Origin of the sequence: Ponticaulis koreensis DSM 19734 (assembly GCF_000420665.1) — a bacterium.
GTDB lineage: Bacteria > Pseudomonadota > Alphaproteobacteria > Caulobacterales > Hyphomonadaceae > Ponticaulis > Ponticaulis koreensis.
Genome location: NZ_ATVJ01000001.1, coordinates 1 through 16703, shown reverse-complemented (window position 1 = coordinate 16703; position 16703 = coordinate 1). Strand labels below are relative to the sequence as shown.

At 50.9% G+C, this 16703-nt stretch carries 16 protein-coding genes; 11 read left to right on the top strand and 5 right to left on the bottom strand.

Annotated features, from left to right (window positions below; translation table 11 throughout):
* Positions 1-141 precede the first annotated feature (141 nt).
* From G523_RS0100080 to G523_RS0100035, 10 genes are read left to right on the top strand one after another with little or no spacing between them, the layout of a single operon-like run.
* Complete coding sequence (locus G523_RS0100080; protein WP_022692969.1) at positions 142-936, top strand: hypothetical protein; 795 nt, start codon at positions 142-144, stop codon at positions 934-936.
* Positions 926-1381 (top strand): flagellar hook assembly protein FlgD, encoded by a 456-nt coding sequence (locus tag G523_RS17225; RefSeq protein ID WP_022692968.1) that lies wholly within the window; start codon positions 926-928, stop codon positions 1379-1381. The genes G523_RS0100080 and G523_RS17225 overlap by 11 nt, the downstream gene beginning before the upstream one ends.
* On the top strand, positions 1381-2547 hold the full coding sequence (locus G523_RS0100070; protein WP_022692967.1) for a flagellar hook-basal body complex protein: 1167 nt from the start codon (positions 1381-1383) through the stop codon (positions 2545-2547). Before G523_RS17225 ends, G523_RS0100070 begins: the two co-directional genes overlap by 1 nt.
* Positions 2547-3317 carry a FliM/FliN family flagellar motor C-terminal domain-containing protein gene (locus tag G523_RS0100065; protein WP_022692966.1) on the top strand — a complete coding sequence of 257 codons (771 nt, stop codon included), beginning with the start codon at positions 2547-2549 and terminating at the stop codon, positions 3315-3317. The genes G523_RS0100070 and G523_RS0100065 overlap by 1 nt, the downstream gene beginning before the upstream one ends.
* 19 nt (positions 3318-3336) lie before the next feature.
* Complete coding sequence (locus G523_RS17220; protein WP_022692965.1) at positions 3337-3594, top strand: FliM/FliN family flagellar motor switch protein; 258 nt, start codon at positions 3337-3339, stop codon at positions 3592-3594.
* A gap of 17 nt (positions 3595-3611) precedes the next feature.
* The gene (locus tag G523_RS17215) at positions 3612-3971 is read left to right on the top strand and encodes a flagellar biosynthetic protein FliO (RefSeq protein WP_022692964.1); all 360 of its coding nucleotides are present in this window, start codon (positions 3612-3614) and stop codon (positions 3969-3971) included.
* 2 nt (positions 3972-3973) lie between these two features.
* Positions 3974-4690 carry a flagellar type III secretion system pore protein FliP gene (fliP, locus tag G523_RS0100050; protein WP_022692963.1) on the top strand — a complete coding sequence of 239 codons (717 nt, stop codon included), beginning with the start codon at positions 3974-3976 and terminating at the stop codon, positions 4688-4690.
* A complete protein-coding gene (locus tag G523_RS0100045) occupies positions 4690-5433 on the top strand; it encodes a sigma-70 family RNA polymerase sigma factor (protein WP_022692962.1) in 744 nt (247 codons plus the stop codon). Before fliP ends, G523_RS0100045 begins: the two co-directional genes overlap by 1 nt.
* A 23-nt stretch (positions 5434-5456) precedes the next feature.
* On the top strand, positions 5457-6032 hold the full coding sequence (locus G523_RS0100040; RefSeq protein WP_022692961.1) for a tetratricopeptide repeat protein: 576 nt from the start codon (positions 5457-5459) through the stop codon (positions 6030-6032).
* Between the two features lie 16 nt (positions 6033-6048).
* Positions 6049-6402, top strand: a complete 354-nt coding sequence (locus tag G523_RS0100035) for a hypothetical protein (RefSeq protein ID WP_022692960.1) — start codon at positions 6049-6051, stop codon at positions 6400-6402.
* Here the strand turns inward: G523_RS0100035 and G523_RS0100030 are convergent.
* The 5 genes from G523_RS0100030 to G523_RS0100010 are packed head-to-tail and all read right to left on the bottom strand — an operon-like array spanning position 6399 to position 11736.
* Positions 6399-7532, bottom strand: coding sequence for a tetratricopeptide repeat protein (locus tag G523_RS0100030; RefSeq protein WP_022692959.1), 1134 nt, complete (start codon positions 7530-7532; stop codon positions 6399-6401). The genes G523_RS0100035 and G523_RS0100030 overlap by 4 nt on opposite strands.
* A gap of 56 nt (positions 7533-7588) precedes the next feature.
* The gene (locus G523_RS0100025; protein ID WP_022692958.1) at positions 7589-9613 is read right to left on the bottom strand and encodes a flagellar biosynthesis protein FlhA; all 2025 of its coding nucleotides are present in this window, start codon (positions 9611-9613) and stop codon (positions 7589-7591) included.
* 19 nt (positions 9614-9632) lie between these two features.
* On the bottom strand, positions 9633-10688 hold the full coding sequence (locus G523_RS17210; protein ID WP_051134724.1) for an EscU/YscU/HrcU family type III secretion system export apparatus switch protein: 1056 nt from the start codon (positions 10686-10688) through the stop codon (positions 9633-9635).
* Between the two features lie 2 nt (positions 10689-10690).
* Entirely contained in the window at positions 10691-11455 is a 765-nt protein-coding gene (locus G523_RS17205; protein ID WP_022692956.1) for a flagellar biosynthetic protein FliR, read from the bottom strand.
* Positions 11456-11469: 14 nt separating this feature from the next.
* A complete protein-coding gene (locus G523_RS0100010; protein ID WP_022692955.1) occupies positions 11470-11736 on the bottom strand; it encodes a flagellar biosynthetic protein FliQ in 267 nt (88 codons plus the stop codon).
* A gap of 279 nt (positions 11737-12015) precedes the next feature.
* Between G523_RS0100010 and G523_RS17200 the strand changes: the two genes are divergently transcribed.
* On the top strand, positions 12016-16703 hold a 4688-nt coding region (locus G523_RS17200), incomplete at its 3' end, for an RHS repeat protein (protein ID WP_033232207.1).

Here is a 16703-nt window from a genome sequence, read left to right as displayed (position 1 = left end):
ATCAATTCAGCTCAGAAAAGGCTCTTGTTTCTGCTTTGGAAAAGCAAACTGCGCGGGCAAGGAAAGACGAGGCCCGAAAACTGGAAGTCCGTCGGATTGCACAGGCTGAGGATCTTCGTCTCGCAAGGTGGGTGCCGTCATTTGACTGATTTCATCCCGATACTTTCGAAGCCCGTTACCAACGTCTACCTGGACGGAGTGTCCACCTTATCGGGCAATGAAGACCAGCAGATAGAAATAGTTTTTAGCGAGATCTACCAGTCCGTCGAGGACAGTCTTCGAACGGTAGACGACAAAGTGGATGTTGATGTCGATGTCGACATTGATTTGGATGCGGAGAATTCTGAACGGTCTCGTCTGTATCGGGATTTTCTACCTGACAAGCACACGTCTTTCGACGGCGGTGTTAGGCATATGGAAATGCGGTTGCAGACTATTTCTAATTCACGACTGGATACACAGACCGATTTCGTCGTGAAGGTCGATGCTATGTCAGCGCAAAAAGCGAAGCGTGACAAAGCATTCCATCACAGAGCTTTGGACCTCACCAGACCGGCTTTTGTGTCGCAAACGCCGTCTCGCAACAAGACACCAGAGATCGATACGGATGATAGCATGCCAGGTAGACTCAAACTGTCCTGGGATGTCGATGTGAATTTCAGCGGAACCTCCGCACAGCTGGCGCAGACAGGTAGTAAAATCCTGAGCTCCGTCGCGCAGGACCATACAGCTGACAACTATATCCGGGTCGCGTTGATTTTCATGGAACAGGGACTGCAGATCAGTATTTTTACCTCTGCATGGTCGGCAAATCTCAACAGCCCCGAACTGAAGAAGAGGATGGACCAACTTGTGCGTCAAAGCGGGTTTGGGCCGTCCGTCCTGAAACTGTTCGGCCAGAATAATATTAGTCGGGAGGCGGGTCATGGAAGATGAAGTAACACCGGTTCAGCCTGTCGTTTTACCCGACAGCGCGCAGAATGGTGGCCAGGTTCAAGAAACTGCGAATGATGCGTTCGCAGTTGGATTTGAGGATCTGTTGTCCATCGTTTTGACCCAGCTGACGTATCAGGACCCACTCAAGCCAATCGACAATTTCGAGTTTGTGTCTCAGCTGGCTCAGTTCACGCAAATCCAGCAAACCAACACGATGAACGACAATCTCGAATCCATGCTGAGTGCCGACAATTCGTCCCTTGCGGCCGGGTTGCTCGGACGGCAGGTCGACATTCCTGCTGGCTCAGTCGTTCTCACGGGTCGCGTCACGAACGTCGCCTTCAACAATGGTCTGCCTCGTCTGACGATAGAAACGGCGGATGAACGTACCATCAGCAATATTCAACTGGGGTCAATTTCTCAAATCCGGGAGGGAGAAAACTAATGCTGGAATCCATGTTTATAGGTCTGAGCGGTATGAACGCTTACTCCAACGGCCTGAAGGACGTATCCAACAACATTACAAACCTGAATTCGCAGGGTTACAAAGGTTCCAATCTCGTTTTCCGTGATCTTTACAGTAGTGGCTCTGATCTCGCCTATACAGGCGATGGTGGTGGGCAGGGTGTCTCGCTTGCGCTCACACAACTCGATTTCAGTCAGGGCGAGTTGCGTCAGACGGAGAGTTCTCTGGATCTCGCAATTGATGGCGAAGGGTTTCTTGTACTGGAGAAAGACGGCGAGTATTTTTACGCACGCACCGGCAATTTCGAAATCGACGAAGACGGTTACATCGTTCTCTCGGGAACGGACTACAAACTGACTCTCCTGAACGAAAATGGTCGTGCCGAACCCGTTAGCGTAAATTCCAGTCGTATCAGTCAACCTGAGGCGACAACGCGCGTCCAGTTCACGGACAACCTTTCCTCATCTTCGCTGGGCTTCACCGTAGCCGATGTGACGATCTTCAACGCCAATGGCGAAGCGGCAGATTGGTCTGTGGCCTTCACCCGCGAGGAAACCGACCCATCCGGCGAATGGAAAGTCACGGTCACAGACGGTAATGATAACGAGATTGGCGTTCAGACACTGAAGTTCAATTTGGGTCGACCAACCGAGGATTCCCAGGAACTGACGTTTTCTGATGACGAGAGAGGTTATTCCGTCGTCTTTGACTTCTCTGAGAACGTGACGTCTTTCTCTTCCGGTGAGGTTTCGACTTTGCGGGCAGGTGACGTGGATGGATTCGGCATTGGCGATTTACAAACGCTTGGCGTCAATGACGACGGCGTGTTCGAACTTCAATACTCCAACGAGCAGACTACAGAACTTGGCTCAGTGGCTCTTGCAACCTTCAAGGATCCACAGTCCATTGAGCAAAGGTCTGGCGGCGTATTCGTGAATGAAGATTCCAGAGATGTATCTCTCTATTCCAGCTCGAGTGAACTCGTGGGGCGTGTCCTTTCAAATCGGATCGAAGCTTCGAATGTGGAGCTGTCATCTGAATTCGGAAACCTGATTCTGGTTCAGCGTGGGTATCAGGCATCATCTCAGGTTGTGAGTGTGGCGAATGAGATGATTCAGCAACTCTTCCAGACCCGGGGACAGTAGTGACCGTCATCGCGACTGACTGGCTGCCAGACTCAGCGCTCCTCGACGACCGGGTGAGCGGTTACGCATGCGACCTGTTCTCGCGTGCGTTCGAATCCGTCGCAAAAAAAGAATTAGATTGGATCTGTATGGAGCAGTCGCTTCAGTTTGGGCAGTCATGCGGTTCTGACATGTCGAGCTGGGCAGACACTGCGGGAGATTTTTTGCTCGGCGTTCCGGACAACTACGGAAGCGTGATAGCGGACCAGATTCTAGGAAGTGATTTGCGACAGCTCGCAAAATCTGCCGCCGACAACACGTTTCTACGGTCAGCGGATGAGAGGTTGCTGGATTTATTTGTTGCTTCTGTGGGGAGGCAAATTCAGCGCGATCTGAACTTCGTTGAAGAGACGGAACCGAAGGGAAACAGTCTTGTTTTGCGATTGAAGTGTGATGCTCTGCAGGCCGAACTCATGCTCTGTATCAGCTCATCTCAAGCGATCCGGTTGCGAAAAGAGCTCGTGAAACCCGACAGCCGACTACAAAAGCCACAACTACATTCCATGAGCCAGGCCCTCCGGAACGAGCGGGTTAGAACCGGCGCTTATGTCGGAAGCGTGGAGTTAAGTATGGCTGATTTCAGAGACCTGGTGAGCGGAGACACACTCGTAATAGACACGCCCTGTGACGCAGCGCTTTCGCTTACAGCTAACGGCAAGTTGCTTCCGGGGGTGAGTGCCGAAGTTCAAAGCAGTGAGACGAAGAATACGCTGAAACTAGTTGCGAATTGATGGATCTGAGGAAGTTTGAATGAGTAAAGTTTTGAATTCAGGTGCTTTGGATGGGCTGACGGTCCGCATTGAGGCGTATCTGGGCGGCACGGAATCCACTGTGGGTGAACTGGAAGCCCTTAAGCCGGGTGAGACCGTCGAACTTGACACTCCCCTTAACCAGAATGTTGAGCTTCGTCTCAATGGAGTTGCCGTGGCGCGCGGAGAACTCGTCGCCGTGGGTGATAGATTCGGTGTTCGATTGAGCGACCTCTTGCCCGGCGAAAAAACGGACTGATCGGGCGGAACGATCAAGTGGACGAGACAGCATCCTCCGATCTTAGTCTTCTGATGACTGCGACGAGCCTCGCACAGGGAGAGGCTTTCGAATTTTCGCCCGTGCGACTTGTGCTTGTCGGGCTGATATTTCTGGTGCTCATCGCGACCGCGATCTGGGCCAGAAAAGTTCAACGTTCAGGCGGTATGTTTCGTTTAAATGGGATGTTCACCGGGGAATCTGAGAGGCGTATGAAAGTCATAGAGGTTCTCGGCATCGGTCCGGGGCAAACACTTGTTCTCGCCGAAGTGGACGGCAAAGAGGTGTTCCTCGCATGTGCTCAGGGAAAAATTGAAAAGTTGAATTTGCTTGACGACGCCCCGGGAGATCAATCTTGAAGATGGGTTGTCTGTTGCGCTGGGTGACTGTTACCTCTGGTCTCGCTGTGTTGAGCCCGATCGCTGGGGCGCAGGAAGCAGCAGAGGGATTCGCGTCGGGTGATATCTTGCGAACAATCGTTCTTTTGGGCGCGCTTACAATCCTTCCGGCACTTTTCATGTCGATGACGGCATTCATTCGTATTGCAGTCGTGCTTGCAATGATACGTCATGCGTTCGGTATGCCGGAGACGCCGCCTAATCCAATCCTCGTCATGTTGTCATTGTTTTTGACATTTTTTGTCATGACGCCGACCTTTGATGCGGTCAGGACGACGGCGTTCACGCCATATGTCGAGAATGAAATGACACTGGAAGAAGCGGTTTCAGTCGGCCAGGTGCCGATGAAAGAGTTTATGCTGTCGCAGGTACAGGATAAGGATCTGCTCCTGATGTATGAGTTGTCCGGTCGGCCCGCTCCGGCATCTCCTGAGGATGTGGACCTGTTCCTGTTGGTGCCTGCATTCATTCTGAATGAGTTGCGCGTCGCTTTCACGATCGGCTTCGTCATAATGCTTCCTTTTCTGCTGATCGATCTGATTATTTCGAGCATATTATTGTCGCTCGGCATGATGATGGTTCCGCCAGCCACGATTTCTTTGCCGATTAAAATTCTGGTGTTCGTAATGATCGATGGCTGGGCGCTCATCATTCGAGGGGTGTTGGGGGGCTTCGGGTAATGCGGCGTACCCAAAACGGTATTGGTCTCAATATGCTGTTGGAGCCGGCGAAAGTTGAAGCGGCCAGATGGCGTCGGTTTAAAGCCAATGGAAACGCCAGAGATCGATCTGAACTCTTTTCTGAATATCAGCCATTCGCAAGGAAAATAGCAGGTAGTCTTTTCCGTGCTCGGTCACATCTCGGAATGGAATATGGGGATTTTGAGCAGCTGGCTTATGCGGGGCTGCTCGAAGCAATGGAGGCGTTCGATCCCTCAATTGGTAGCAGGTTTCATTCCTTCGCTCGCCATCGTATCAAAGGCAGCATTTCTGACGGCCTGATAAAGGCCAATGAGAAGAACGCCCAGTTGACGTATGAACGTCAGAAAGAGCGTGATCGTATGAACTCGCTCACCTCGAGAGACAACGCGTCGGGTAGTTCGCTCGAGAACACTGCGGAAGTTGCGGTCAGTCTCGCGCTCGGCTTGTTGCTTGAAAGCGCGGGCATCGCCTATTCTGGGGATAGCGCTGATACGGCCGCGGATGGATTTCAGTCGCTCGCATTTCGGCAGCTGGAACATTCCGTCTATGAAGAAGTACAGAAGTTGCCAGATCCTGAAGATCTCGTGATTATGCAACACTATATCGAGGGGACGGCATTTGTAGAAATTGCGAAACTATTGAAACTCACCAAGGGAAGGATCTCACAACTCCATAAAACCGCGCTCAATCGGCTGAGGAAGCGACTGAAGCATTTTTTGTGAAGGGTGGGACAAGAGGACTGGTAATGCAGCTATGTAGTGATGAAGAAATAAATCAGCTCGTCGAGGATTTGCAGTCGGGCGAGACTAACGGTGTGGAACGCCTCTCTTCGGTATTACAATCCTACCCAGATGATCCGCGCCTTGTATTTATGATGGCATCGATGCTCGCCAGTAAGGGCGATCTGGTCAATGCACATAAATACTTCGGGCGCGCGATTGAAATCGCACCTGATCTTCACATCGCCCGCTTTCAGTTCGGTTTGTTTCAGCTCACGTCCGGAGAATCTAACGCGGCGCTGAAGACATGGGCGCTCCTCGATACTTTGCCTGAGGGCCACTATCTGAAGCTCTTTGCGACGGGGCTCAGGCATCTCATCCGCGATGAATTTGATGATTGTGTACGCTTTCTTCAGGAGGGCATTTCGGTTAATGATGAAAATCTGCCTCTCAACGGGGATATGCAAATGCTTATCGATCGTTGCCGCGACCAGCTTGCCGCCGCGCCCGAGTACGCAGTCGCAGAAGAGCCATCCGAAGAGCAGTCGGCCACATCAATACTGCTGAAGCAATTTGGTGATGGACGGAATACCAGGCATTGACGAGGACTGAAGCGAAATGACGAGGATCTCCCAATACGATCAGATCTTGCTTCAGCTGAAATCACAGCTTGAAAAAGCCGAACGTGTTTCAAAGTCCCGGCCCGCCACACGGGCATCGAAGGCCGTTAACCCGAAAAAATCGCAGATTGATCGACTATCATCGGTTTTGAAAGACAGCAACCTCACCGAGCAGGAACAACACCGAGCCCTTGTTTCCGCTTTACTCGCGCAAGCCTTCGGAGAAGGCGTGGATTCCGATCCGAGCATGCAGTCCATCGTTTCGGAAGTTACGCGTCAGATGCGGGAAAATGAAGACTCGCGCGCGATGTTGGACAAATCTCTAAGCGAGCTTAAGGCAGGCAAGCCCTAATGAAGTGTTCCACCGGAATTCATGCGGATCAGCATGTCCGTAAGTGTCTGACCGGACTCATTTACGGGCGTCGACATCGCTTTCTCAACGATTTTGCGAGATAGCTCCGCTTTACCCTGCGCTCCGATTAAAATGCTTTGCGCAAGGGCCGCAGAGAAACACGCATTATCGAGTCTCAGCGCAGTCTTTATACGGCGCGAAGCAATTTCATTGTCTCCGTTGAGCAGATCGATCACCGCCAGTGACCCGTGGCATTCCGAAAAGTTCGGGTCGATGTTCATCGCAGTCTGAAAGCGTTCGCGCGCAGTATCGTATTCACCCTGCACGAAATAGGCCCAACCTGAAGCGATCCATGTGCCAAGGTGCGTTTGGAAAAGCTCCGCACCTTGATCGAGATCTTTAGCGCCCGCATCGTAGTTGCCGCGCATCAGTTGGGAAAGGCCGCGTCCGATCCAGCTTCTCGGTTTTTGTGGAAAGTCTGAGACAACCTCATCAAACAATGCGAAGGCGGTGTCTACGTTACCCTGGTCGAGCGCAAGCGTTGCGATCGTGGTTTTACCATCCGGGTGGTTTGATGCGACTTTTGCGGTGTGTGCGGCGAGGTCCTTATCTTCAACATCAAGAGCCAGCACCGACACAGCTGCCATAAGACCGACATGCTCCGGAAAACGTGCCACGGCATCGCGCGCCGTCATTTCAGCAGCATTAAAATCACCGAGTTGATGCTCTAATTGGACTTTCAACATTGCTGCCTGTGGAATTGATTCAACCGCTTCATTCGAGAGCGTGTCGCGCGCGATGTCATATCTTTTTAGGTTGGTGAGCGTCCAACTGACATTGAAATTGACGCCGACGTCTGCAGCTCCAGCGTTAACAATGGTTTCAAATGCTTCTAACGCAGCTTCATAATTGAGGGCGCGGAGTGCAGCCTCTCCTTTTAGATTACATGCAGATAAAAACAAATCATTATCAGGTTTAATCGTGCTCAATAGATCGAATGCGTCATCATACTTACCTGCGTCAATCAGGGCATTACCGGCATCGAGTTTCAGGTTTACGTTCTCCGGATCCTGCGACAAGAAGCCAAGCAGCATGTTTGCAGTTTTTAGATGTTCAGCAGTTTCAGGCATCAGACTGACTTGTCCTGGTTTTCAACGATATCGGTGCATTTCGAGAGGAAGATACGCTAAACGCGAACAACATCAAAGGAACTCAACTCTATCGTTTTTGGTATTTCGGCGATTGAAAGTATCGACAATTGCGGCACGCTCCGTTCGGTGAGAGAACGAACATGACGTCGGATTTCAGCGCCGCATAGAAGCACAGGGGTTCTTCCCTGCCCGTGCATGCGAGTAGAAAGAGATGCAAGTGTTTCGATCAGCTTTTGCGTGAGCGACGGGTCGACAGCGAAAAGCGGTTCTGCATTGGTGTTCGCCATTGCAGATTTGATTTGGTTCTCGATTTTTGGATCCAGGCTGAGGACGGCAAGTTCTTTGTGGCCGTTCTTCAATGAATTGCAAATGGAAAGTCCCATCCGCTGGCGGATAGCCTCAGTCAGAAAAATGGAGCTCTTTTCCTGACGGGCCAGATCGACGAGGTGTTCAACAATCTGATCAATGTTTTCGATTGAGACGCCTTCTCGCAGCAGATTCTTCAGAACCTTCTGAACATCTGAAACAGTAAGCAGATTTGGCAGCAATTCTTCCACAAGTCCACTTTGTCGTTCTCGAACTTCCTCCAAAAGTCGGGTGGTTGTGGCGCGGGTCAGCAGGGCATCAGAATTAATTCTGATAATCTCACTCAAATGCGTTATAAGAACGGTCACGGGATCGATAACTGAGTACTTCTTTTCCCTAGCGAAGCTTTCGGTCGATTGATCGATCCAGACCGCTGGCAGGCCGAAGGCCGCGTCGCGTGTTTCTTTGCCGGAAAGACCGTCCGTCGATTTATCTGACCGGATCGCTAGGAACTGATCTGGAAACAATTCAGCGTCAGAATAAGCCGTTCCAAATATCCGAATCTGATATTCGTCAGGTTTCAGCGACTTGTCATCTATGAATACGGCTTTTGGAAGGCTTAAACCCGTCTGATTTGCATGTGAGTCGCGTAAATTAGCCAAGCGTTCCAGAAGTTGAACCCGCTTATCCGCCCAAGCCTCAGCGATGTTTACACCCAACGCAATTTCGATCGCTGGAAACGACTTCGTCAGAGTCTCAGTTGTCTCTCCTTCCGCCTCATCGGAGGCCGTAAGGTCTTGGTCGGCCTCTGCAGTGTCGCGGATGTGTAGCCAAGCATATCCGAACAACGCAAGAATGATGAGGATCGGCCATTTAGGCATGCCGGGAAGCAAAAGCATGACAAGCAAAATCGAGCCGACAACCAATGGAATACGACGAACAGAGAGAAGCTGTTTGAACACTTCGGTGCTTAATTCTCTGTCGGCCGATGAACGAGTAACGATAATACCCGTCGCAATAGCAATCACTAACGCCGGAATTTGGGTCGCGATCCCGTCGCCTATGGTCAGAAGGGAGAAAGTTCGTAGCGCCTCATCCCAATCCATTCCCATCTGGGCTACGCCTATGATCCAGCCCGCAATTATATCGATCAAGATGATGATCACGCCGGCAATTGCATCGCCCTTCACAAATTTGCTGGCACCATCCATTGAGCCATAAAACGCTGCCTGCTTTTCAAGCGCTTCTCGTCGGCGGATCGCCTCCTTGGGGTCGATGAGTCCCATATTGAGATCGGCATCAATACTCATCTGTTGTCCCGGCATAGAATCCAGAGTGAACCGGGCGGCAACCTCTGAAACGCGCTGAGCACCGGAAGTGACTACAACATACTGAACAACAATCAGAATCAGGAATACGACAAGTCCGACAACAAAATTGCCGGAGACGGCAAAAGCGCCTATCGACCCGATAACCTCGCCAGCATCAGCTCCTGTCAAAATGAGGCGTGTCGCGGCAACGTTTAGCGATAATCTCAACAGCGTTGTAATGAGGAGTAGCGATGGAAATGTCGAGAAATCAATTGGCTTTTTCACATAAAAAGTGAGGAGCAAAATTGTGAGTCCGAACCCAAGGTTCACGATGATCGCGAGATCAAGTAAAACCGGAGGTATAGGAGCGAAAAGTACCATCAAAATAACAATAACGGTACCAATCAGCGCAAGGTCTCGGTTGTTTCTCAAAAATTCCAGCATGGATAAATCTGACTGTTTGTTATTGATTTCGAAGGAAAATGTAGGCTTTTGCGACCTCACGGAAGGTGTCGGTCGGGATTGCGTGGCCGGTGGAGCCGTGCTTGTAAAGCGCTCTTGCAAGAGGGGCGTTTTGTATAATGGGAATGCCCAAAACCACGGCGCGCTCTCGAAGAATCGCGGCATAGCGATTTCTGCCCTTCGTGGTGAGCTCTGGCGTCTCCATCTTATCAGGTTCATACCTAAGCCCGACTGCAACATGAGTTGGATTCACAATCAGCAAATCTGAACCCGGCAGTTTTCCGAGATCCTTCGTTTGTTTGGTGAATTCTTTGTGCATTTGCTTGCGTTTCTGCTTTATTCGAGGCTCACCTTCACGGTCTTTGTGTTCTCGCTTCACTTCCGACTTCGACATTCGCATCTGTTTTCGGAACTCTTGACGGACGATGACCTGGTCCAGCATCGCGAAGATCATCGCGAGAAATGCAAAAAGCAGGAGTAGCCTCGTTCCGATTAATGTCATTGCCGCTATGAGAGATTCCGAATCGACAAGGGTAGGGACAAGCGCTCGAATGGAATGCCAGCAGATCAGGAACGCGGTGGCACAGTAAACGACCATCTTGATGATGTTCTTGATCGCTTCTTTCAGCATTCGAAATGAGAACAGCCGTTTCAGGCCCTTTGCAGGATTTACCCGGTTGAAATCAGGTTTGAGTGGGTGTGCTGTAAACAACATGCCCTTCATCTGGATGATTTGCAGCAGAACAACGAAAGCAAAAACCAGAGCGCCGAGGGCCGCGACGATCATGAGGCCGGGCGCAAAGGTATCACGTATGGCAGCAACGGCTTCCTGCGATCCACCGGATGCTGACGAAATTGATTTCAGGTACACCTCTTTAATCCGCGCAATGAACTGGCTCATCATGGCTGGTCCTGAGAATAGGACATAAAGGGTCAAAGCAGCCAGCGTGCCGAAGAATGCGATATCGGTTCCTTTCGCAATCTGCCCTTTTTCTCTTGCTTTTCTAAGCTTGAATGGGGTGGCTTCTTCCGTTTTGTCCTGTTCAGTCTCCGCCATGTTCAAAACCAAGCCTCCGAAAGGCTAAAACCACCTCTGATCAGGCGAAGATATACGGTCAGGCTAAAGGCCAGCGCGATGGGTAGGGTCGATAAAACGGCTATCGTTTTGATTTGAAATCCAAGGAGCAGAGCGTTCATTTGGGGAAGTGTTCTGGAGAGAAATGCGACCGTCAGATCAATGAGAAACAATGTCAGGATGACCACCGCGGTGAGGCCCATCGCCAGAGACAGGCTCTGGGAAAGAAACTCGAGGAGTGGAAAAATAGGCAGAACGCCATTGAAACTGCCAACTTCCAGAACCTCCGTGGATCGCCACCAAATCTCCAGAAGTTCGCGCCCGCCGCCAACTGAGAAAAAGACCGCACCGAAACCGTAAGCCAAAATGGTACCGACGAGAGGCAATTGCGACCGCAGGGTTGGATCCGCCAAAAGCGCAAGGCCAAACCCGGCCTGGATGTCCACGGACCGTCCGACAATCAGGAGTGCACTATAAGCGATCTGTAATGTGAGAGTTATCGCGATCCCGACAAGTAACTCGCTCACTGCGGCCGAGATAATCATAGCCGCAGCGAAGTCCTGATTCAGACTGCTGACATCTAGAGAAAACTGTGATGCGCTGCTCAACCACGCGCCAAGTGACAACGCCAGAAAAACCCTGATCAACACTGGAATACGAAGCAGCGTGAACGGCGGAGCGAACAGCAATACCGGCGAGACGCGCAGTGACACAAGTAGAATTTCAATGATTAAGTTTTCAGAAAACACTGAGGATAGTCCGGTCAGCCGAGCTCTGGCAGGCGCTGATAAAGCAGGATCGCGAACGATGTCAATTTTGAAAGCATCCACGGACCAAGTACGACAAGCAGAATGCCCGTGGCCAAGATTTTCGGAACATACGAGAGTGTTATTTCCTGAATTTGTGTGGTCACCTGTATCACGCTGACGATAAGGCCAACGAGCAGTGTCGCGAGCAGAATTGGGCCGGCGACGAAAAGCGCGGCGGCAAGCATTTCGGTCAGAAAATAAAGCGCCTGATCCGACGTCATGACAGTTCCCCCTGTTTATTGGACATCAGACCAGTAGAGCCAATTAAACAAGCGGTTTTCGCAAAATTTTTGAAAAATTTCGCACAACGGAACGTTGTCTTTGATGCAGACAATAAACGGGGCCCGCTTCCTCGCCGAAAGCCAAAACACAGAAGTCAGCATTGCAAAAAAAGAAAAGTGACCGTGGATCGAAAATTTTTCTAAACTTTTTCGCAGATCCGCCGATTGGGTAAGTGAAGGGCTTTCAAGAGCCCGGTACAGTCTATTCGGGAGCGGATAATGGTTGCCTTTTTTACAGGTCTGGGTTCCGGCGCGGAGCGAAGTTCAGCAGTTCAGATCGGTGTAGGTGGGCTTCTCGGTAATGGCGTTCAAGGCAGAGGGGGAGACACGGTTTCTCTCAATGCGGCGAATGGTAATCTGTTGATCTCGCGACGGGACGAATTCCTGATTGGTCGCGGCCATGATGCGGTGATTTCTCGGACTTACAACAGTCTGGGTGCGCTGGATGAAAACGGCGACCACTGGCGACAGAGCACAGATTTGCGCGTCTATGATTATGTCGCGAACTCTTCGGTAAAGCGGGTCTCCGCAGATGGCACCGAAATTACCTATACATATGGGACTAAAAATTCAGTCACGGCTTATTGGGCAGTCGACGGGGCCGGCATTCATGACAAGCTCACTTTTTCAGGAGGTGTCTGGACGAGGACGGATGGCGATAGCCGTTCTACAGAAACCTATCAGGCCTATGGAACGGACAATTGGCGGATCACCGCCCGAACGGATACTGACGGGCACAACCTTACCTATGAGTATTCGGGGGCCAATCTTTCCAGGCTAATCGCAGACGATGGCGGATATGTAAAATACACATGGTCGGGAGCCAATATTTCTTCGGTAGAGACTTACGCAAATGGAGGAGCCGCCAAGACGCTTACCCGGGTGCGATATGGCTATGACGGAAGCAACCGGCTGGTATCAGTGACCACGGATTTGTCGCCTGAAGATAGCTCAATCAGCGACGGCGATACGTACGTGACGAGCTATACTTATCATGGTGCATCCAAGCGTATTCATACGATCAGTCAGACTGACGGGTCGTTGCTTGAGTTGAACTATGACGGGTCGGATCGGGTTACGTCGATACAGCAAACAGTTGGTTCCGGTAATGTTCGTGAGACGCTGATTTCTTATGATTCTGCGACACAGAGAACGATCACTGACGCCAATGGAACAGCTACCGTTTTCACGATGGATGGCGAAAGCCGTCTAACTCAGGTCAAAGTTCTTAATCCGTCACAGGGTATCTCTGACCAGACTGTCAGCTATGAGTATGATGCTGACGGAAATATCACGCGTATCACGGATGCCGAAGGGAATATAACGCGCAATTCCTATGATGCGATGGGAAATCGAATTCGGCTCGAGGATGCGGCCGGCAATGTTTTGTTTCGGCACTTTGATAGTAACAATAATCTTGTGCGCGAAACCCGCGGCGAGTCAGTCGGTGAAGTCGGGACTCTGACGTCATCTGCTAGCGGAAGTGGGTGGCAAAGTGTGAGTTTTGCTACGGCTATAAAAAATGCCATCGTTGTGATGGGGCCTCCCACGACCAATGGAGGTGATCCCGGCAGCGTTCGGGTGCGTAACGTCACAGATACCGGATTCGAGTACCAATTCGATGAATGGGATTATCTTGACGGTGGTCATGCCTCCGAGCAGGTCTCATGGTTGGCGGTATCTGCCGGAGAACATGTGCTGGCGGATGGCAGAAAAATTGTTGCGGGGAGCAACACGGCACCGGCTTCAGGCGGTACGGCCGGTTTCAGTTTTGGCTATACTTTTGCGCAAGCACCAATTCTGCTCTCACAGGTCACCACCACAAATGACCCGGATGCAGTTGTCGCCAGAATTTCTAGTCTTTCGTCGACTGGCTTTTCTGCTCGGTTGCAGGAGCAGCAATCGACTGCCAACACGCATGGCGCTGAAACTGTATCCTGGATTGCGATAGAATCTGGTGGATCGGTAGAGACCGGAGATCTGGCATCGGTGTTGGGCGGCGTGGGGGATACGGATGAACCGCTAAGCTGGGGTATGTCGCCATCCACTGATTTTGGCCTTCTGGCATCATTTCAGTCCATGGAAGGAGGAGACACTGTTTCTTTGCGTGTTCGCGGCATGCCGGATGAGGCGGGAGTTGTTTTTTTTGCAGAAGAAGAAGCGTCTGCGGATTCGGAAATCACCCACGCAGCCGAAACGGTCGGATATGCGGTGCTTCCAAACGGACGATTGGCGGCGTTTGACCAAGCAAAACGTAGCATTACTCGTTATGTTTATGATGGTGTGGGCCGTGTTAGATATACCATAGACCCCGAAGGCCGGGTCATAGAGTATCGATACGAGGCATCTGATGGGGGAGCTTGGGGTAATAAAGGCGATCTGAGGCTCGCTATCCAGTATTCATACGATGTCTACCAATCAGGTAGTTCTGTGCCTTCGCTGACAGAAATGAATGCGTGGAGGGACAGTCTTTCTGATCGTAGTCAGAGCAAGCTGTTTGAACGACGTTATGATGTAAAAAGTGAGCTGATACAGGAGCTCAGCTTTGCTGGTCTGAATGTGGACGGAACATATGACTGGGGTGAAGGATATACACAGTCAAACTATACGCGCGATACATCGGGCCGGGTTCTGACCAGATATATCACTGGGCTTGCAACCGAGACGTTTGCGTATGATGGCCTGGGGCGACAGATCAGCTCGACAGATTTGAATGGTGGCACAACTACAGTTACGTTTGACGACGCGGCGACAACGACAACGGTGACGAACGCGGAAGGTTATACGGTTGTATCAACCTATGATAAGACTGGTGCACTGATCGGCGCGACCGAAAGCGGAAGCCATGTGGCGGCAGGAGCCTCCAGCTATCAATATGATAAGGATGGCCGGCTACGTATTTCTCAGGATGCTACCGGAAATCAGACTTATTATCTTTATGATAACCTCGGGCGTATGACGGCGGAAGTTCGTGATGACCGTAGTCTGATTGAATACCGTTATGACAGGAACGGTAATGTTATCGCAACGGCGCGATACTTATATAAAGTTTCAACAGTGAATCTGAGTACACTCAGTTCTGATCCTGATAATGCGCTCACTATTGATGACATTCGCCCGTCCGATCATAGTTATGATATCTGGGAGTGGAGCGCCTATGATAAGCAGGGGCGTGTTGTGCGAACCTCACTCGGTGATGGATCGGTCACGGCCTATGCTTATGATTATGCCGGTAATCTGGCTTCGACGAAGCGCTATTATAACAAACTAAGCGCAACACAGGTCACTGAACTGGAGGCGGGCAGCGCCAGTCTGGACCAGTATCTGCCGGATTCTGACAGTAAAGATGTTCTGACCCGCACTTTCTATGATCGTTCTGGCAAAGTTATCGGGTTGCTCAATGGCGAAGGTCATCTCTCGCAAATCGTTTATGGGCCATCGGGCAACAAAGTTGAAGAAATTACCTTTGCGAACGCGACGTCAGTAGGTTTGCGGGAGAGCGGCTCGTTCAGCCAGCTTTTGGTGTCATTTACTGAGGATGCGTCCGCGGATGCAAGGGTACGTTATGTCTATGACGGCAAGAATGCCCTGCGTTACAAGATTGATGCTGAAAACTATGTGACGGAGCACGTTTATAGGGGTGATGCCAACAACACAAATATTGGTGTAGTGAGGTCGACCGTTCAGTACGCTGAAGCGTTGGGAAATCTGAACTCTTATGCTTATGAGGATGTTCATTCAGCTGTTAGCGCGCTTGGGTCTTCCGGAGAGGATCGAACGAGCTGGGCGGTATACAACTCGAAGAACCAGCTCCGTTATGCTATTGATGCCCAAGGCGGTGTGACTGAATATGATTACAACACGTTAGGGCTGGTGAGTGCTGTAACCCGTTTTTCAGTCATTCGTGCAACAACCAGCCTGCCGAGCATAGATGACATGAACAGCTGGGCGGGCAGTAACGCGGCCGGCGCACTTCAATCTTTCAAGTTCTATAACGCCAAGGGCGAAACGCGTTTTGAGATTGATACGGATGGTTACGTGACCCAGTACGATGTTGATGCTGAGGGCCGCGTGCTCAAGGACATTCGCTGGAGTGCTAAATTGTCACCCACTTCCAGCTGGACAACGTCAACAGTTGAAAATGCCAGCAAGGGAAGTTTTGTCGAAACGCAATATGTATACGATGTGCAGGGCCGGATTTCGAGCGTTTACGATGCAAACGGTACACAGAATCACATTCAGTATTTTGCGAACGGGCAAAAAAAACAAGAGTTTCAGTCTTATGGTGATCTGCGTGATGAAACTAGGACGGTCTATGCGTATGATGCCGCGGGACGTAAAATTCTGGAGCGTGAGTTCGCTTCAGATAGCGCAACTGGAACGTATAAGGAAACCTGGTTTTACTATGATGGGCTTGGAAATACTGACCGGGTTCTCAAATATCGGGCGACGCATGACGGTGTAACACCAGCACAGAATATATATTATACATTTGATAAAAATGGTCAGGTCCTGACAGAGACGAACGAAGAAGGGGGCGTTACGTCTTACGGCTATAATGCTTTTGGCAATGTAATCCGGACGCAGGATGCGAATGGTGGTTTGAGCTTCCTGTATTATGATCGGCTGGACCGCGTTGAGCTGAGCGTGGATGCAGAAGGGTATGCGACCTCGTTTGAGTATGATGCGAACGGCAATGTTCTGAGCCAGACACGATACGCCACCCAGCTGACAGGCAGTTATGATGAAGTGAACCGTCCGGTGCCGGGTTCGTCTGCGGATGATGTTACAACGGCCTTCGAGTATGATGACCTTGGGCGGGTTGCGAAACAGATCGACGCTGAGCAGGGCGAGACCGAATACGTTTATGATACGCGTGGCAATGTAATCCGGACGCAGGATGCGAA